This window comes from Arenibacter sp. P308M17, from assembly GCF_003426735.1.
GTDB lineage: Bacteria > Bacteroidota > Bacteroidia > Flavobacteriales > Flavobacteriaceae > Arenibacter.
The window spans coordinates 536,723-552,656 of the sequence record NZ_QVON01000001.1; the positions used below are offsets into that span (position 1 = coordinate 536,723).

The following is a 15,934-nucleotide window of genomic DNA, read 5'->3' on the forward strand; positions in this document are numbered from 1 at the left end:
AGGAAAAAAATTGTTTTTTAGACTGGACCAATAAAAAAATATAATCAATAACCATATCCAATTGTTTTGGGCGTAATTCAATATCTCACTACAAACCAATAAATATCTTCCCTTTAAAAAATCCTAACAAACATTTGTTTGAACAGCTTATTTTAATATATCTTTGTAACTAAGATGTTTATAATGTAAGATAATTGTTATGGAAAAAACCGAAATTTTCAAAGAAATAAGTAGAAACTATTCTGATGCCTCAATTTTAATGCATGAAACCATTGCACGCAGTGTTGGACTTTCAGGAACAGACCACAAATATCTTGGACTGATTATTAAAAAAGAAGAAATGACCGCCGGAGAAATTGCCGAAATAACGGGGTTGACAACAGGAGCTGTTACAGGATTAATAGACAGGCTTGAAAAAAGAAAACTTGTGAAACGTAAAGCTGACAAAGCCGACCGTAGAAAAGTAATGATTGTTCCAAATACACAAAAAGCAATGGAACTTCTTCAGCCAATATTTTATGACTTACAAGAAAGGACACAAGAATTGATAAGTACATTTTCAGATGTAGAAATAAATGTGATTGAAAGGTACTTTATTTCGGCAACAGAAATTATGAAAACCGTAACCAAAAACTTAAATAAATGAATATTACAGAAAGTTATTTATCAAGAGCTGAATTGTGGATGCTCATTACCACAATAACATATTTTTTAATGAATGGAGCGCAGATTTTTGAAACCACTGTTTTAGTGCCAAAATGGACAGGAAATCCACCCGAATCGTTTTCATTGCTAGCAGACAAAAATGGGACAAGCCTAAAGACCTTTTGGATTATTTTCCATTCTTTGCACGAACTAACCTTTATATTGGCCATTGCTTTTTGTTGGAAATTAGAAGGCTTAAGAAACGGATTGCTTATACTTTTTGTGGTACATTTTGCAGTCAGAGTTTGGACGCTTACCTATTTTGCACCGAATATCATTGAATTTCAAAAAATTTCCGAAGGATTGATTTCACCAACAGATTTGGTTAAACGAGCTAATTTATGGAAAGCTTTAAATTATATCCGTGTTGGAATTTTCATAGCCGTATCTATTGGTTTGGTCCCGTTGCTCTTGAAATTAATAAATCTAAAACAAAATTAATATTCCCCGTTGGCCCGTTACCCAAGTCCCCAATTTTCAGAAAATCCAGCTTATCTAAAATGCTTTTCAAGCTTCCTTTAATGCTGTTGTAAACGCCAAATACAAGCCATCTACTCCATGTAAACTTACAATACACCCGCTAGCGCGGGCGTCACGCCTGCCTTTGTCGGCAGACAGGCCCGTGCCTCTACCTAACTTAGCTGGCCATTTTAGCGTGCCAAAAAGAGGTGGACCTAGCCTATTTGCATATATGGCCTATTTATGGACTAACTATGGAGTATCTATGGCTTTCAAAATTTTACCATATCATATTCCTTTGCTTATATGATTTAATCCTATAATGTTGTAAACATTTAAGACACTGCATTGTACCGAAAATGAAATTATGACAAGAATTTATATTTTTTGCCAAATTGTAACTTTTGATTGGACAAGGTAGTCTAACAAACATAAGGCCGAAATCGACAGAATTTGCCGTCTATCCCGGACTAACTTAACATCATATGAAATATATTGTATCTTTTCTGGTCACCATTTTGCTATGCCAATATACAACAGCTCAAGGTAAACAGCTCGAGTCATTTGTTCAATCGTACGCTACCGAAAACAATTTTAATGGCACGGTATTGGTCGAAAAAGATTCAACCATACTCTACCATAATAGTTTTGGTATTGCCGACCGAAGGTTTAACCTGCCAGTACATAATGAGACCGTTTACAAAGTGGCTTCAATAACAAAAGCTTTTACCGCAGTTTTAATACTTCAACTTCGGGAACAAGGAAAACTCGATTTAAATAAACCGATCAAGAACTATTTACCGGACTATCCGGATAAAGTAAGTCTTAGGGTAACTCCGCACCAACTTCTTAACCATACTTCTGGCATCATTCTGATAGACACCGTTTCAAGTTTGGAAAATGCAATGAAATATGGATTGGGACTTTATTCAACACCAAACACGTCCGACGAACTTTTGAAAAGTTTTGTCAATGATTCCCTTGTAAATGAACCTGGGACAACATTCAATTACAACAATGCAGAATACATTGTGCTGGGAAAAATCATTGAGGAACTTTATCAGAAAACTTTTGAACAGGTACTAAATGAAAAGATTCTTGAGCCCTTAGGTATGACCAATTCAGGAATGGCCCAAGAAAAGAACATTATCAAAAACTTGGCAAGTACCTATTTTTCAGAAAAGAATCCAGATTCTTTGATAAACGATATTCCAATTTTTATCGAAAACTGGTATGCAGCTGGAGCAATGTATTCCTCTCCTACTGATTTACTTAATTTTTCAAACGCCTTGTTTGGACTTAAACTGATCAATAAAGAAAGTCTGGATTTAATGCTAACGCCGGGGCTTGATGACTATGGGTATGGTGTATGGGTTAGGGGGGATGGAGATGAAAAAGCAATGGAACGCTATGGAAGAATAATGGGCTCGAATGCTGTATGGATACGGTTCTTAAATAAATCAACAACAATTATTATTCTTAGTAATACCAATATGACCGATTTGGGGGAGTTTGCGACAGCACTAGAAAAAAACATCCGTTAAAAAAGCGAAGATAAAAGCGGCCTTTTAGAACCGTTTGGATATTCTGGAGCATGCTGACCCCTCAAAAGCTTTCTCGGTGGTCAGTACCACCCATTCCATTTTAATCTTTACTACTTAAGTAAAACAAGAAAAAAATCCCGTTGGCGCGAGCGTCACACCTGCCTTTGTCGGCAGACAGGCCCATCCTAACGGCGTGGGCAAGCCTGTCTGCCGGCGAGGCAGGCTCGTGCCTTTTCTTAAATTGGCATGCCAACTAGCCATAAGGCAGTCTTAAATGCCGCTCCTGTCCCTCTGCTTTGCATATATTAACCAAAATTCCCTAAATTGGAAGAAATATAAAGGATTAAGACCCATAGCAAGGATAGCGTAAAACCGACACCTCAGAGTTCATCGGCGAGCTCCTAAAAACTGTGCCCTTGGCTTACCTAATTTAATCCTATAATGTTGGTACCGATTAAAAAAAAGAAAAACTAAATGACTGAAGAACCACGATACGCTAAATTTTGGGACAGATTCGGAGCATATATTCTGGACGCATTAATAGTTGGACTCATTTCATACGGAATAAATTATTTAAACTTCATAAGCTTGAAGAGTTTTTATATCTATTTACCTATTGCCCTAATCGCAATTCTTTACAAACCTTATATGGAAAGTCGGCATCAGGCTACTTTGGGAAAAATGGCGCTTAATTTAAAAGTTACCAACTTAAATTACGAACAAATTGATTTTGAAAAATCACTTCTCAGAAGTTTAATAGTAATGATTCCCGCATTATTCTTTATTCCAGTCCAATATTTGGCTTTTTACAATCCTAATCTATTGGCAATAGAAGGGTTTTGGAATTTTTCCAAAGGAGTAGCGGAAACCTATCCTACTATGAGGACCTTTAACAGTATATATTCCTTAGTATTTATCGCTGACTTAATATTCCTTTTAACGGACAGTTCAAAAAGAAATCGAAGTTTAAAAGATAGAATAGCGAAAACCTTAGTACTTCAAAAATAATTTCTATTGCTCAATAACTAACCTGCCTGCAATCTCCAGATCCTGTTGATGGATCATGTCTCCAACTATATGGACTGCCAATCATTAACATATTCCGTTTATTAGTACCACCCATCCCGTTTTAAACTGTTCTATTTAAGGAAGAACGGAAAAATTCCCTTTCACAAACCAAAAATCCCTAAATTGGAAGAAATAAAAAGGATCCAAAGTAAATAATTAGGATAGTAAAAAACCGACACCGCATAGTTCAAGGACGAACCCAAGAAAACTGCCCCTTGGCTTTAATATTGTTAAACTAAATGAGTAGAGGGGGTAGTAAAGTATTAATAGTATAAGTGAATTAATGAATAGTGAACTAATAAACACCGAAAATCAACAAGAGTTATCCGACAAGGAGATTTTTATGGAAATTTGGACTTCTCCAAGAAAGGTCTTCAAATTCATAAATGACAACCATTATGACAAATATGTAAATGGACTTTTGTTTTTCGCTGGGATCTCAAGTGCATTCGACAGAGCCTCTTTGAAGAATTCTGGAGACAATTTGTCCTTAATAGCAATATTGGCTCTTTGTATAATAGTAGGTGGCCTTTTAGGGTGGATTTCATATTATATATATGCAGCTTTGTTAAGCTGGACAGGAAAATGGATAAATGGTGAAGGTGATACTAAGTCAATTTTAAGAATTATTTCTTATGCTATGACACCGGCAATAATTGCGCTAATTTTTCTCATACCTCAAATTGGAATTTATGGAAATGAAATGTTCAAATCAGATGGAGATATAAGCAGTGCTGGAATTGTCGCGAATATTTTTGTTTATAGTTCTATGATTTTAGAATTCATTCTAGGTATTTGGACAATAGTCTTTTGCGTAGTTGGTGTTTCTGAAGTCCAAAAACTATCAATTGGAAAATCAATTGTAAATTTAATATTACCTCTTTTAGTTTTTGCTATTCCAATAATGATAATTGTATTGATAATTAAAGCGTTGTAAATAAAACGAAATTAATGAAAAACTTTAATCTGTATTTCTTCTGCGTACTCGCATTAAATTTTCAAATCATCTCCGGACAAGTAGATAAAATTGCAGATTTGGTAAAACAGGGAATCGACCATCATGATAGAGGAGAGTTTGATCAAGCTATCGAAATATATCAAAATGCATTAGCCATAGATGAAAACTCTAGTTTGGCCAACTATGAAATAGCGTATACCTATCTGTCCAATAACCAATATGAATTAGCAGAAAAATATAGCAAAAGAGTCCTTGACCTAAAAAATGGCAACCTGCTCGAAGGTTATATTGCATATGGTAATTCTCTTGATTTACAGGGCAAAAACAAAAAGGCTATCCAGGCATATGAAGAGGGATTAAAGACCTTTGACAATTATTTATTGCATTATAATCTGGCAATGGCCCATTATAATTCCGAAAATTATGATAAGGCGTCAGAATCTGCAATTAATGCGATATTGAACAATTCGTCACATGCCAGCAGCCATTTGATATTAAGCAAAATTATGGTTAATAAAAACGTACGTATAAAAGCAATGCTTCCCTTATACTTTTTTCTAATGATAGAACCAAATTCAGAAAGAGCTGGTATTGAATACAAAAACCTAAGAAATTATTTGGCCTATGGCGTTACACAAAAGGATAATAACAATGTAGACATCACGGTACCAATGAATGGAGATGTAGATTTTGGAGCGGCTGAAATGATGATAAGTTTACTAAAGGCGTCGGAGAATTTGGAAAAAAATGAAGGGAAATCCGATATGGAACTATTTGCTGACAATAATCACAAATTATTTAAAATTTTAGGTGAACTTAAAAAAGAGAATACTGGTTTTTGGTGGGACTTTTATGTTACCTTCTTTTATGACATGGCCAAAGAGAACCTAACAACTCCATATAGCTACTACATATCCCTTTCCAAAGGACAAGAAGTGCTGGATTGGTTGGATAAAAATAGTAACGATTTTGAACGTTTCTCCGGATGGTTAACAGAATAAACAACCAATACCTAACACTTGATCCAATTCAGAGTGGAAGTATAAAAAACAAGTACAGTTAAAATAATAGCCAGTAATCAAAATGTCAAACTCAAATGGAAATAAATGATACATTCCAACTATATTTTTTTATTACATTAGGTCTATTGAGAATATTTTTTTCATAACTATATCCAATCGTTGGCATTCATTATAAAAAAATCAACCAAACTTGAGGACATTAAAAATTATTATCGGATTTCTATTGCTTTATGGAGCTGGAACGGAATATGTTGCGGCAAGTCGAGAAGTTGGCTCTTGGTACTCGGCTGGAGTAATTGGAGGTGTTATAACAATGCTTTTGATATGTACTTGGCTAATCGGAACTGGATTTTCAAACTCAAAATATAAGCTTAGTAAAATTCAGATAGCGAAATGCCTAGTAATTTCTATTGCCCTATTTTCCTTGATTGCATTTATCAAAATAGGTACGTATGTGGTTCCCAAAAATTTTGTAGAAATAAATGGTCTTAAAGTACCTATTGGCAAATGTATTGACGGAAATCGAAGACTAATATCGGACAATAAAAAAAGAGAGGACTACTGCACTTGCTTTGTCGAAAAAATAACAGCGGTCCCAGAATTTAAAGAAAAGTATCAAAACCAACTGGAAAGCGATAAAATAATGGAGGTTTTCAAAGAAGTTCAAAGTGACCCTAAATATCTGGACTTGAAAATTGAAGAATGCTTTGAGGTTGCTCAAATGAAATGGACGGACGAGTTGGCGGAAGCGATGAAAAGAAATTGGAAAAAAGAGTTGGCAGGAACGGAATTCGCACAGACAAACGATATCGAGAAATATAGCGACTGCCTAATTGAAAAATATCGTAAATATCCGTTTCAGGAAATAATGTCCGACGGTTTTGCGGAAAGCGAAGAGGCTATTGCGATAGATGAAGAGTGTACGAAAGCCTCGGAAAAATAAGGAAATGCCAACAATGGTTATAACAAACAGAGCATAAAGGGCTAAATTTAATGGCTTTGGCGTGTTTACTATGTCCGTCACATCTTTTGGCTTTGGAAATTTAAAAAATAATTACAAACGGAAAGCTCTGGCTTCGAGTGTAGACGGAAACTGGCCAGCGCGCCCACTGCTGTCGCAGATGTCGTACCTCCGCACTACGCTTAACTAAGACGTTGGCAACATTTGAGAAATGACGAAATGCATTCAAATTTTATTAATTCTATTGACATTATCTGCTTGCGGACAAAATGCAACTGAAATGAAAACACCAGAAAATGCGAATGAAATGTTTGCGGAATTCATTGCAAAGAAAAAGTTCATTAAACAACCATATCCAAATTACTATCCTGGAATTGCAGACGAAAAAATGCGCCCAATTTTTACGGAAAAAATAAACCAAGTTGCGACTGACTTTAAGACTGTTGCGGAATCTGAAAAACCGACTAATAAAATGTATCAAGCAAAAATCGGAATTGGACTTTCAAGGTTTGCAGACATTTATCTGGAATTAGATACCGAAGACAGAGAAAGAATTTGTATGTATTTCGAGGAATTAATGGATGTTGTCGGACTGGAAGGTTCGAATGGTCAACTCAATAAATTTATGTACGGTTTTGACCCAATGGAAAAGCCAAAAGAAAAAAAGTGGACCGATTCGCACGGAAACGTTTTTATTGAAAAAGGGACTGAAGTTTCAATAATTCCAGCGAAATACGATAAAACAGGAAAAAAATACAAGGTTTTCCTTTACAACGAAACAACTGAAGCTATTGGAATAATAAAAGACTTGATTATAAAACCGAGGGAATTTAAAGTATTTAACGTTTCAGATACAGATACTCTTAAATTAGATAATGGAGTTAAGTTTATGTTCGGAGAAACCTATGGACTTGAAGTTGAGGACAAAAAATCACAAGTTAGTGGACTTGGAGGGAAATATTTGACTGATTATGGCGTGCCCAATGAAATTGATTTTGCTTTTGTCATAGTTCCAGTTGGAAAAGGAGATTAAGAATAAAAAACTACCACCAATAACTAAGCCTTGGTGTGGTCGGTACTGCCTGTCCTGCACATTTTGCGGGAGCCTAACATAAATACCCAATTACCTTAACCCAGGCCCAGATTCACCTTACCATATGGCCTGCCAATTAATAATATATCCCGGCAGTCAGTGCCACCCATTCCGTTTCAATCTGTGCCACTTTTTAACGACAACAAGAAAAAAGTACCAGTTGGCGCGGGCGTTACGCCCTGCCTTTGCATATATTAACCAAAAATCCCTAAATTGGTAAGAAATAAAAAAGTTCAAATTTCCATAGCTTGGTAAGGGCAGGAGGGAAGGCTGCATACCAACATAACTCTTCTATCAAGTACGGTTCTGAGAGAGGTTTGGGGTGAAACTCCAGTTTTCTATTCGACCACAAACACGTTATCCTTTATTTTAATAATCTTTTAGCTAAATATTAGGTGTAATTTCCAAAGTTCATATGAAGAAATCAGAAATTAGAAAAGAAATCAAAGTAATATTAAAAAATGGAACATCTAAGATTGGGGTATATGAGTCATTGAGGCAACGTGATGATATACCCGATGTAGAATTAAGAAAGCTCCTAGCTTCAATACCTGATGCCAATATTGATAAAATTGACAAAGTCCTGCACAAGATTATTTGTGTATTTTGGGTTCTGTTTGCACTTATTGAGATTGGAAATGTGATTGATGGGCTAATATCAATTAATTTAAAACTTTTGATCTCATTTATTGTTACAGTTTACATAACGGTCCAAATATGGAGATTCAATGGAGATTTATATTTACCTGCAATTGTTTGGCTTGGGCTATCGGTCATAAACGCCCTTAGGGAATTTTATTCGATTGACCCTTATGATCCTGACTATGAACTATATCAAATTATGACCTATGTCTATATTTCGGTTGTAATAATTGTTATTGCACTCATGATAATAGTAAGAAAAAATGTTTTCGGTTACTATAAATGGTTTAAGCCGGAAATGAATTTCAAGAATGAAATAATGTTTGAAAACTATAAAACTACTCTTAATAATGACCCCTCATAAGCTCCCTCGGCTATAAGTGCCACCCACTCCGTTTTAAACTTTTCTATTTAAGTAAGAACAGAAAATTTTTCCCTTCATAAACCAAAAATCCCTAAATTGGTTAGGAATAAAATAGTAATAGCAAAGGTTGCGCAAAACCGAGACCAACACCGTCATTCCCTCCAGACGCTGTAAAATAGGTGTCGTACAAATCCTACCAAATCAATTAGACAAAAGTTATTTGTTGCATCGGACCTATAAAAGAAATATAGTAACTTGTGGATACTATATCTGTACGTTGTGCAGCATTTAAAAGAAAAAATTGATTAGAAAATATCTGATATTCCCCTTTCTTTTAATTCCAATTTTGAGTTGGAGTCAATATGAAGTTACTGGAGTTGTAACATCTAAAACCGATAATGATTTAATCCCAGGTGTAATCGTAATTGAAAAAGGGACTAAAAATGGAGCTCAAACAAACTTAAACGGTCAATTTTCAATTAAAGTTTCAGATCCTAACGCAATCTTGATTTTTTCATTTGTCGGAATGGTAACCAAAGAATACAGTCTCAAAGGTGAAAATAAAATAATAGTCGAAACGAAATGGGATTGTAACAAAGATTTCTTTGATGCAAATAGTATTAGAATTTATGGGCAATCAGGGCTAATTAACAATCCTTTTGGTGGTCAAATTGAGATCGCGTCTCCATATATAATATCAGGAGGAGTATTAGATGCTAGTTATAGCTATCAAACCAATTCAGAAAAGAATACCTTTCATAGAGGTAGTTTGGAATTTAAACATCCAATATCAAATTGTGATTTTGACATAGATTTTAGGATTAGCTACCGCGATTTTCAATTTGAAAACCAATTTGACAATAACGCTTATTCATTTGAAATTGACCTGAACCTATCAAGAATTAGTTTTATAGCGGGTTACACAAATTTAGATTTCAATGACCTAACCACTTCAATCAATCAAAATTCTTCAGGAGTATTGATTGGATTTGGAACCAAATTAGGAAAACCGTTATTTCCTGAATTAGTAGGCAAAATCTCAATATATGATGATTTCATCGAATATCAAGGTAGAATTCAAGGGAGTTACAAACGGTTCTTGTTATTTCTGAAATATTATAGATTGAGTTCTTTTAATGAATTGAGTCTTGGAATAGGATATAGCTTATTTTATTAACTAGTGATGAAAAAACGCAGCACAACGACAACGCCTATACCCCATTGCTCCCCTTCGCTTGTCTTAATTTCCTATCTTAGGTTATTATAAATCAATCTTGGTTTGGTCTGGGCTTCTAAAGCAACGGGGCATAGCCAGGGCCGTTGTGAGCAAGCTAAAAAAACGAAGTGAGAAACATTGAACAATTGATAAAAGAATTAATTCCACCGAATGATTATCAGAATCGGAATGGATTTAGTAATGAACACATTGTTTTAAGCTTGACCGAAAAAGAAAAAGTAGAAGTTGAGCGAAATCTAATTGAAATGCCCAAACAGGAAGAAGATGACATGATTGGAGAAACTTTGACAATAATGAAATCGACTGACTCGCTTCCGACTTTGCAGAAACGTCTGAACTTAACTAAAAGTCCGACTATGAAAATTATTTGGGCGAGTTACATAAACGAAATAAATAATGGAGATGAGAAAATGAAAGAAATCGCGTTAAACGAAATGGACAAAATTTCTGAAAAATATTCGCGAATCGGAATCTTTCATCATTTAGCAAAATTTCGAGATTCTCGAATAAATGACAAGATTCGGAATTTTATAAATCACGAAGACTATTTGACTGCATACAATGCGAGAACGTCTTTGGGAATGGAAACAGCGGAAATAATTAAACGAGAACAAATAAAAAACGGAATCGGAACTAAAAAATGGTGGGAAATATAGAAATAAAGCCAGCTCATCACATAGATGCTAAGCGTAAAGCGGGCTGAACAGCTAAAATTGAGCACTTTTGCTCCTATGAAACTTTGCGGTAGGCGGACAGTGAGTCGCTCCGAAATCCCGCACTATGCTTAACTTGACCGTTACCATACATACCCAAACAATGCCGAAAATTGAACTTCAAACTGAAATAAAAGCTGATAGAAATATCGTTTTTGACTTATCACGAAGTATCGATTTACATAAAATATCGACTGAACATACGAATGAAGAAGCAATTGCAGGAAAAACAAGCGGATTAATCGGAATGAATGAAAGCGTAACCTGGCGAGCTAAACACTTCGGAATTTATCAAAATCTGACTTCTAAAATCACGGAATATAACCGACCAAAATACTTTGCAGACGAAATGGTTAAAGGTGCGTTTGCGGAGTTTAAACACCAACATCACTTTTCGGAATCGAATGGCGGAACTTTGATGACCGACCTTTTTTATTATAAATCGCCTTTTGGAATTTTAGGTAAGCTAGCGGACAAACTCTTTCTTAAAAAATATATGACTGAATTACTGACTGAACGAAACCGAATTGTAAAAGAGTTTGCGGAATCTGACAAATGGAAAGAAGTGATAAATGAAAAAAGTACGTATGGTAACAATGGTAACCGCTGCACAACCCTATAAATTAAAAATTATCTATGATAAAAGCGGCCTTTTAGAACCGTTTGGATATACTTGTGCATGCAGACCCCTCAAGAGCTCCCTCGGTTATAAGTGCCACCCACTCCGTTTTAATCTGTACACCATAGGGTAAACAAGAAAAAATTTCCCTTGCTGGTGCGAGCGTCACGCTCACACCTCATATTAGTAAAATGGACACTAAATTTTTCAACGTCAGGTTAAATTAAATCGCTCCTTTTGGTGTACTTCTAGATGTAAAATAGGTAAATGTCCTCGTAGGCCGTAGTTTAAAGCAAAATTACACGTCATGGCACGTGGTATGGAGTTTCGTTGGTTCCGTGAATATTTCGGTTATTTTTTGATGCTAATTTATATGGTAACCCCTTATTTCTTTTTGAGGTCGTCCTCAATGCCCAGAAGTAGCTCACTAACTGTTATCTTCAGTCCCTCGGAAATTCTTATAAGGGTACTTATTTTCATTTCTTGGTCACCTCTCATGTACTTACGCAGATTTTCTACATCCATATCCGCATCATGTGCCACATTTTTTTGGACTAAGGATTTTGAAGTAATAGTGCCTTTTATCCTTTTCCCCAAAGCAGCTACGACCGGATGATACTCTTTTTTCTTCTGCTTCTTCATGTAGATGAAATTATTACAATCAGGTTATATGTAGAGGATTATTAATAATCAGGTTGTATATAACCGAAATTTTATTATATTTGAATCATTAACTTAAGTTTGCGATACTTCTATTTGAATTAGCTTAGAAGCATCCGCTTGGATTCCCGGTCCAAAAACTGGTAACTTGATGCACGGGAGGATAAGTAAGATGCCCATGACCCGGGGCATGGGTTTTCTTATCAAGTGCATATTATATCAGTATCCAGGACCTTGAAGTGGAGTTTTAAACATGGGTTCCAACCCACTTTATGGACGAGCGTTGTTTTTATTTAGAAGTTTTGCAGGCAGTAACTAAAAGGCTTAAAAGCGCTATGGAACACCAACTATGTAACTTAAAAAGTAGAGTTGCCTCTGGGCATCTTACCATTTTGTTGCAGCACACTGTGTTCGATATCCTCTTTACCAAGAAGCCTAAGAACCCTATATAGGTTTTGCACAGAACTGGTTTAAGCCAGTTCATTAATTATGGGATTGGTGTTGTATCCTTTTTTCCGGAACCCGAAAAATAATTTTGTCCCATAATCCACGATCCACATAGTTTTGGCATCCGGCCAAATAACGATATCACAGCCTAAGATCTTTGGGACCTGTCCTTGTGCCCTTTCCGACTTGTGTACAAAGCGGAAAGGGAAGGGGGAAGCCCTGCCTATTGACCAAGTTTATGTGATGCCTATAACCTTGTGCCAATGAATACCACCGTATCTTAACCAAATACTCCTCTTATGCCCAAGACATAAAAATCACATAAAAAAACAACCTCCCAAACCCTGTTGACGCAAACGTTTGGAAGGTCTTAACTAAATAAAATCAAGTTTCATCCAATATTTCAAAATTATGAAAAATAATCTTGAGTACAGGGGCATGCTACGCCTTTGTCTAATCTTTCTTTTTAGTTTTTTTCCCCCACCTTACTTTGCCCATTTCCCCCATGGGCATTGTTTTAAGGTCTCCACCATACCATTCAACCAACAACAGCACATTTCGGGCACCGTTACGGACCCCTACGGCCCCATGCCGGGGGTACACGTCCTTATCAAAGGCACCCTGACCGGCACCTTTACAGACCAGGATGGGGCATACTCCTTACAAGTAGACAATACCGATACCCTGGTCTTTAGCTACCTGGGCTACCATAGCCGGGAACTGCCCGTTCTGGGCCGGACCACCCTGGACATAGAGTTGCAGTCCGAGGTTACGGAACTGCAGGAAGTGGAGATCAATGCCGGGTATTATACGGTGAAGGAAAGGGAGCGGACGGGGAGTATTAGCAGGGTGACTGCGGAGGAGATAGAACTGCAGCCCATTGTAAGTCCGTTGCAGACATTGGAGGGAAGGATGCCAGGGGTGGAAGTGGAGCAGGGGGTAGGTATTACTGGCCTGGCGCCCACCATCCGCATAAGGGGCACCAATAGTTTAAGAAATGATGGCAATTACCCACTCTATATAGTTGATGGAGTTCCCCTTAATTCCACACCCCTACAAAGTGGTGGTTCGCTGACCGTTTCTACAGGAATAGATCCCTTGAACACCTTGAACCTGGCCAACATTGAAAGTATAGAGGTGCTAAAGGATGCCGATGCCACGGCCATCTATGGTTCCCGGGGGGCCAATGGGGTAATATTGATCTCTACCAAAAAAGGACTTGACAATCAGGGTAGGACTTCCTTGGATATTAATCTTTATTCCGGAATATCCGAAGTTTCCAACAAGGTTAAACTTTTAAACACCGAGCAATATCTTACCATAAGAAGGCAGGCCATTGAAAATGATGGGTTTGCTCCAGAGGACGTCTATGCCCCCGAACTTACCTTATGGGATCAGGACCGTTATACCGATTGGCAGGAAGCACTTTTTGGGGGAACGGCTTCAATGACGGATGTGAATATGGCGGTTTCAGGGGGCAATGAATATACCTCGTACCGTATTGGGGGTTCCTTCCGTGCCCAGGGTACCGTTTTTCCGGGGGATTTTGACTATAAGAGGACAACGGCCAATATCAACCTTAACCACAGATCCAAGGACAATAGGTTTAAATTGGATTTTTCCGCCAATTATGGGGTAGATGGGAACCGCATTTTTAACGGTTCCAATTTTATAAACTATGCCCTTACCGCACCCCCCAATGGGCCACCAATCTATAAGGAAGACGGTAGTCTCAATTGGGAGAATTGGGTGGTGGACAATCCCTTGGCGGTCTTGGAACAGCCACAGGACATAAGGGCAAATAATCTGCTTGCCAATATGGCCCTTTCCTATACCCTATTACGGGGGCTGGACCTTAAGGTCAATCTTGGGTATTCCAAACTGGATAGTGAGGATATGATCCGATATTATAGGGAGCGTTACAACCCTACAAGATGGGATAATATAGATTTGGGAACAGCCCAAAGTTCTACCAATAGGTTTTCATGGATTACCGAACCGCAGTTGATGTACCAACGGCATTGGGGTAAATTGGGCATGGATGCCCTAATGGGCGCCACCTTCCAGGACAATCGGAATAGTTATCTGAATATTTCAAGCACGGGCTATGCCAACAAAAGCCTAATGGGAAATTTGAGCGCAGCCGACGAGGTCAGAGTTTTGAGCGATGAAAATACGGATTATAGGTACGCGGCATTATTTGGACGTGTTGGCCTGAATTGGGACGGGAAGTATTTCCTGAACATCACGGGCAGGAGGGACGGGTCCTCGCGTTTTGGACCGGACAGGCGTTTCTCGAACTTCTGGGCATTGGGCGGGGCCTGGATCTTCTCGGAAGAGAAGGGTGTCCAAGAAAATGTTCCCTTCTTGAGCTTTGGAAAGCTTAGGGGGAGTTACGGGACCACCGGGAGTGACCAGATCCCGGACTATGGCTTTTTGGATGCCTATGAGGCCACGGACGGGGTAGGGGGACTGTATCCCACCCAGTTGTTCAATCCAGACTACTCCTGGGAGGTGAACAAAAAACTGGAGGCTTCGCTACAGTTGGGCCTTATAGACGACCGTATAAATCTGGAATTGAACTGGTATAGAAATCGTTCCTCCAACCAATTGGTAGGGTACCCATTGCCATCTATTACTGGCTTCGGATCGGTACAGGCCAACCTCCCGGCACTGGTACAGAACTCCGGTTGGGAGATGCAAACGGAAACCGTCAATATTAGAACAAAAAACTTCTCCTGGCATACCTCCCTCAATGTAACCTTCCCGGACAACAAGCTTATGGAATTCGACAATATAGATCAGACTTCCTATAACAATCAATACAGGGTGGGTTACCCTTTGAACATATCAATGGTCTATCAATATGACGGCATTGATCCCGAAACCGGTTTTTATCGGGTGGTGGACATCAATGAAGATGGAAGGTACAATAGCGAGGACAGGCAAGTAATTATAAATAGGGGAAGGAAGTTTTATGGTGGATTGGGCAATCATTTACGGTATAAGGGAGTGTCACTGCAGTTTCTTTTCGAATATGTGGACCAAAGCAATTTAGGGCATGTATTCGGGGCCCCTTCACCAGGTCGATACGGAAACGGCCCTGTGGATTTTTTGGAAACCTGGCAGGGACCTGGCGATAATGCCAATATCCAGAAATTATCCCAGTCAAGTGCAGCCCGTACGGCTTTTGGCCGGGCCGCCAGTAGTTCTTTTGGAATAGAGGATGCTTCTTTTTTAAGGTTAAAGAACGTATCCCTATCCTATACATTGCCCAAAGAGGTGCTGCAACATATTAATATAAGTGCACTAAGCATGTATGTCCGGGCGCAGAACCTCCTGACCATTACCCCCTATCATGGATTGGACCCGCAGGGAGGTACAAGTACCGTACCCCCGTTAAGAACCATTACATGTGGCATTCAGTTAAACCTTTAAAATC

Annotated in this window: 14 protein-coding genes; 13 read left to right on the forward strand and 1 reads right to left on the reverse strand. The window is 38.0% G+C overall.

Annotated elements, in window-relative coordinates; all coding sequences use genetic code 11:
- Positions 1–199 precede the first annotated feature (199 nt).
- From D0S24_RS02205 to D0S24_RS02260, 12 genes are all read left to right on the forward strand, one after another.
- A complete protein-coding gene (locus D0S24_RS02205; RefSeq protein ID WP_117018217.1) occupies positions 200–646 on the forward strand; it encodes a MarR family winged helix-turn-helix transcriptional regulator in 447 nt (148 codons plus the stop codon).
- Positions 643–1,146 carry a transposase gene (locus D0S24_RS02210; RefSeq protein ID WP_117018218.1) on the forward strand — a complete coding sequence of 168 codons (504 nt, stop codon included), beginning with the start codon at positions 643–645 and terminating at the stop codon, positions 1,144–1,146. Before D0S24_RS02205 ends, D0S24_RS02210 begins: the two co-directional genes overlap by 4 nt.
- A 503-nt stretch (positions 1,147–1,649) precedes the next feature.
- Positions 1,650–2,708: a serine hydrolase gene (locus D0S24_RS02215; RefSeq protein ID WP_117018219.1), complete on the forward strand. Its 1,059-nt coding sequence runs from the start codon at positions 1,650–1,652 to the stop codon at positions 2,706–2,708.
- A 474-nt stretch (positions 2,709–3,182) separates the two neighbouring features.
- Positions 3,183–3,716, forward strand: a complete 534-nt coding sequence (locus D0S24_RS02220; protein ID WP_117018220.1) for an RDD family protein — start codon at positions 3,183–3,185, stop codon at positions 3,714–3,716.
- A 343-nt stretch (positions 3,717–4,059) separates the two neighbouring features.
- Entirely contained in the window at positions 4,060–4,713 is a 654-nt protein-coding gene (locus D0S24_RS02225; protein WP_117018221.1) for a Yip1 family protein, read from the forward strand.
- Positions 4,714–4,727: 14 nt separating this feature from the next.
- Positions 4,728–5,735: a tetratricopeptide repeat protein gene (locus D0S24_RS02230; RefSeq protein ID WP_117018222.1), complete on the forward strand. Its 1,008-nt coding sequence runs from the start codon at positions 4,728–4,730 to the stop codon at positions 5,733–5,735.
- Positions 5,736–5,946: 211 nt separating this feature from the next.
- Positions 5,947–6,699 (forward strand): hypothetical protein, encoded by a 753-nt coding sequence (locus D0S24_RS02235; RefSeq protein ID WP_117018223.1) that lies wholly within the window; start codon positions 5,947–5,949, stop codon positions 6,697–6,699.
- Positions 6,700–6,997: 298 nt separating this feature from the next.
- On the forward strand, positions 6,998–7,750 hold the full coding sequence (locus D0S24_RS02240) for a DUF4844 domain-containing protein (protein WP_251795684.1): 753 nt from the start codon (positions 6,998–7,000) through the stop codon (positions 7,748–7,750).
- Positions 7,751–8,225: 475 nt separating this feature from the next.
- The gene (locus tag D0S24_RS02245) at positions 8,226–8,816 is read left to right on the forward strand and encodes a hypothetical protein (protein WP_117018225.1); all 591 of its coding nucleotides are present in this window, start codon (positions 8,226–8,228) and stop codon (positions 8,814–8,816) included.
- Positions 8,817–9,117: 301 nt separating this feature from the next.
- Positions 9,118–9,993, forward strand: coding sequence for a carboxypeptidase-like regulatory domain-containing protein (locus tag D0S24_RS02250; RefSeq protein WP_117018226.1), 876 nt, complete (start codon positions 9,118–9,120; stop codon positions 9,991–9,993).
- Between the two features lie 167 nt (positions 9,994–10,160).
- The gene (locus D0S24_RS02255) at positions 10,161–10,709 is read left to right on the forward strand and encodes a hypothetical protein (RefSeq protein WP_147321418.1); all 549 of its coding nucleotides are present in this window, start codon (positions 10,161–10,163) and stop codon (positions 10,707–10,709) included.
- Positions 10,710–10,869: 160 nt separating this feature from the next.
- On the forward strand, positions 10,870–11,388 hold the full coding sequence (locus D0S24_RS02260; RefSeq protein WP_117018228.1) for an SRPBCC family protein: 519 nt from the start codon (positions 10,870–10,872) through the stop codon (positions 11,386–11,388).
- Positions 11,389–11,769: 381 nt separating this feature from the next.
- Here D0S24_RS02260 and D0S24_RS02265 read toward each other — a convergent pair whose 3' ends face one another.
- The gene (locus D0S24_RS02265; RefSeq protein WP_117018229.1) at positions 11,770–12,027 is read right to left on the reverse strand and encodes a helix-turn-helix transcriptional regulator; all 258 of its coding nucleotides are present in this window, start codon (positions 12,025–12,027) and stop codon (positions 11,770–11,772) included.
- Between the two features lie 876 nt (positions 12,028–12,903).
- On the opposite strand from D0S24_RS02265, the gene D0S24_RS02275 reads away from it, so the two are divergent.
- The gene (locus D0S24_RS02275; protein WP_117018231.1) at positions 12,904–15,930 is read left to right on the forward strand and encodes a SusC/RagA family TonB-linked outer membrane protein; all 3,027 of its coding nucleotides are present in this window, start codon (positions 12,904–12,906) and stop codon (positions 15,928–15,930) included.
- Positions 15,931–15,934: the final 4 nt, after the last annotated feature.

Coding starts and splice junctions, on each gene's coding strand:
- D0S24_RS02230 (WP_117018222.1), top strand. CDS start 4,728: ATGAAAAACTTTAATCTGTATTTCTTCTGCGTACTCGCATTAAATTTT.
- D0S24_RS02265 (WP_117018229.1), bottom strand. CDS start 12,027: ATGAAGAAGCAGAAGAAAAAAGAGTATCATCCGGTCGTAGCTGCTTTG.
- D0S24_RS02260 (WP_117018228.1), top strand. CDS start 10,870: ATGCCGAAAATTGAACTTCAAACTGAAATAAAAGCTGATAGAAATATC.
- D0S24_RS02225 (WP_117018221.1), top strand. CDS start 4,060: ATGAATAGTGAACTAATAAACACCGAAAATCAACAAGAGTTATCCGAC.
- D0S24_RS02205 (WP_117018217.1), top strand. CDS start 200: ATGGAAAAAACCGAAATTTTCAAAGAAATAAGTAGAAACTATTCTGAT.
- D0S24_RS02240 (WP_251795684.1), top strand. CDS start 6,998: ATGAAAACACCAGAAAATGCGAATGAAATGTTTGCGGAATTCATTGCA.
- D0S24_RS02275 (WP_117018231.1), top strand. CDS start 12,904: ATGAAAAATAATCTTGAGTACAGGGGCATGCTACGCCTTTGTCTAATC.
- D0S24_RS02245 (WP_117018225.1), top strand. CDS start 8,226: ATGAAGAAATCAGAAATTAGAAAAGAAATCAAAGTAATATTAAAAAAT.
- D0S24_RS02220 (WP_117018220.1), top strand. CDS start 3,183: ATGACTGAAGAACCACGATACGCTAAATTTTGGGACAGATTCGGAGCA.
- D0S24_RS02210 (WP_117018218.1), top strand. CDS start 643: ATGAATATTACAGAAAGTTATTTATCAAGAGCTGAATTGTGGATGCTC.
- D0S24_RS02215 (WP_117018219.1), top strand. CDS start 1,650: ATGAAATATATTGTATCTTTTCTGGTCACCATTTTGCTATGCCAATAT.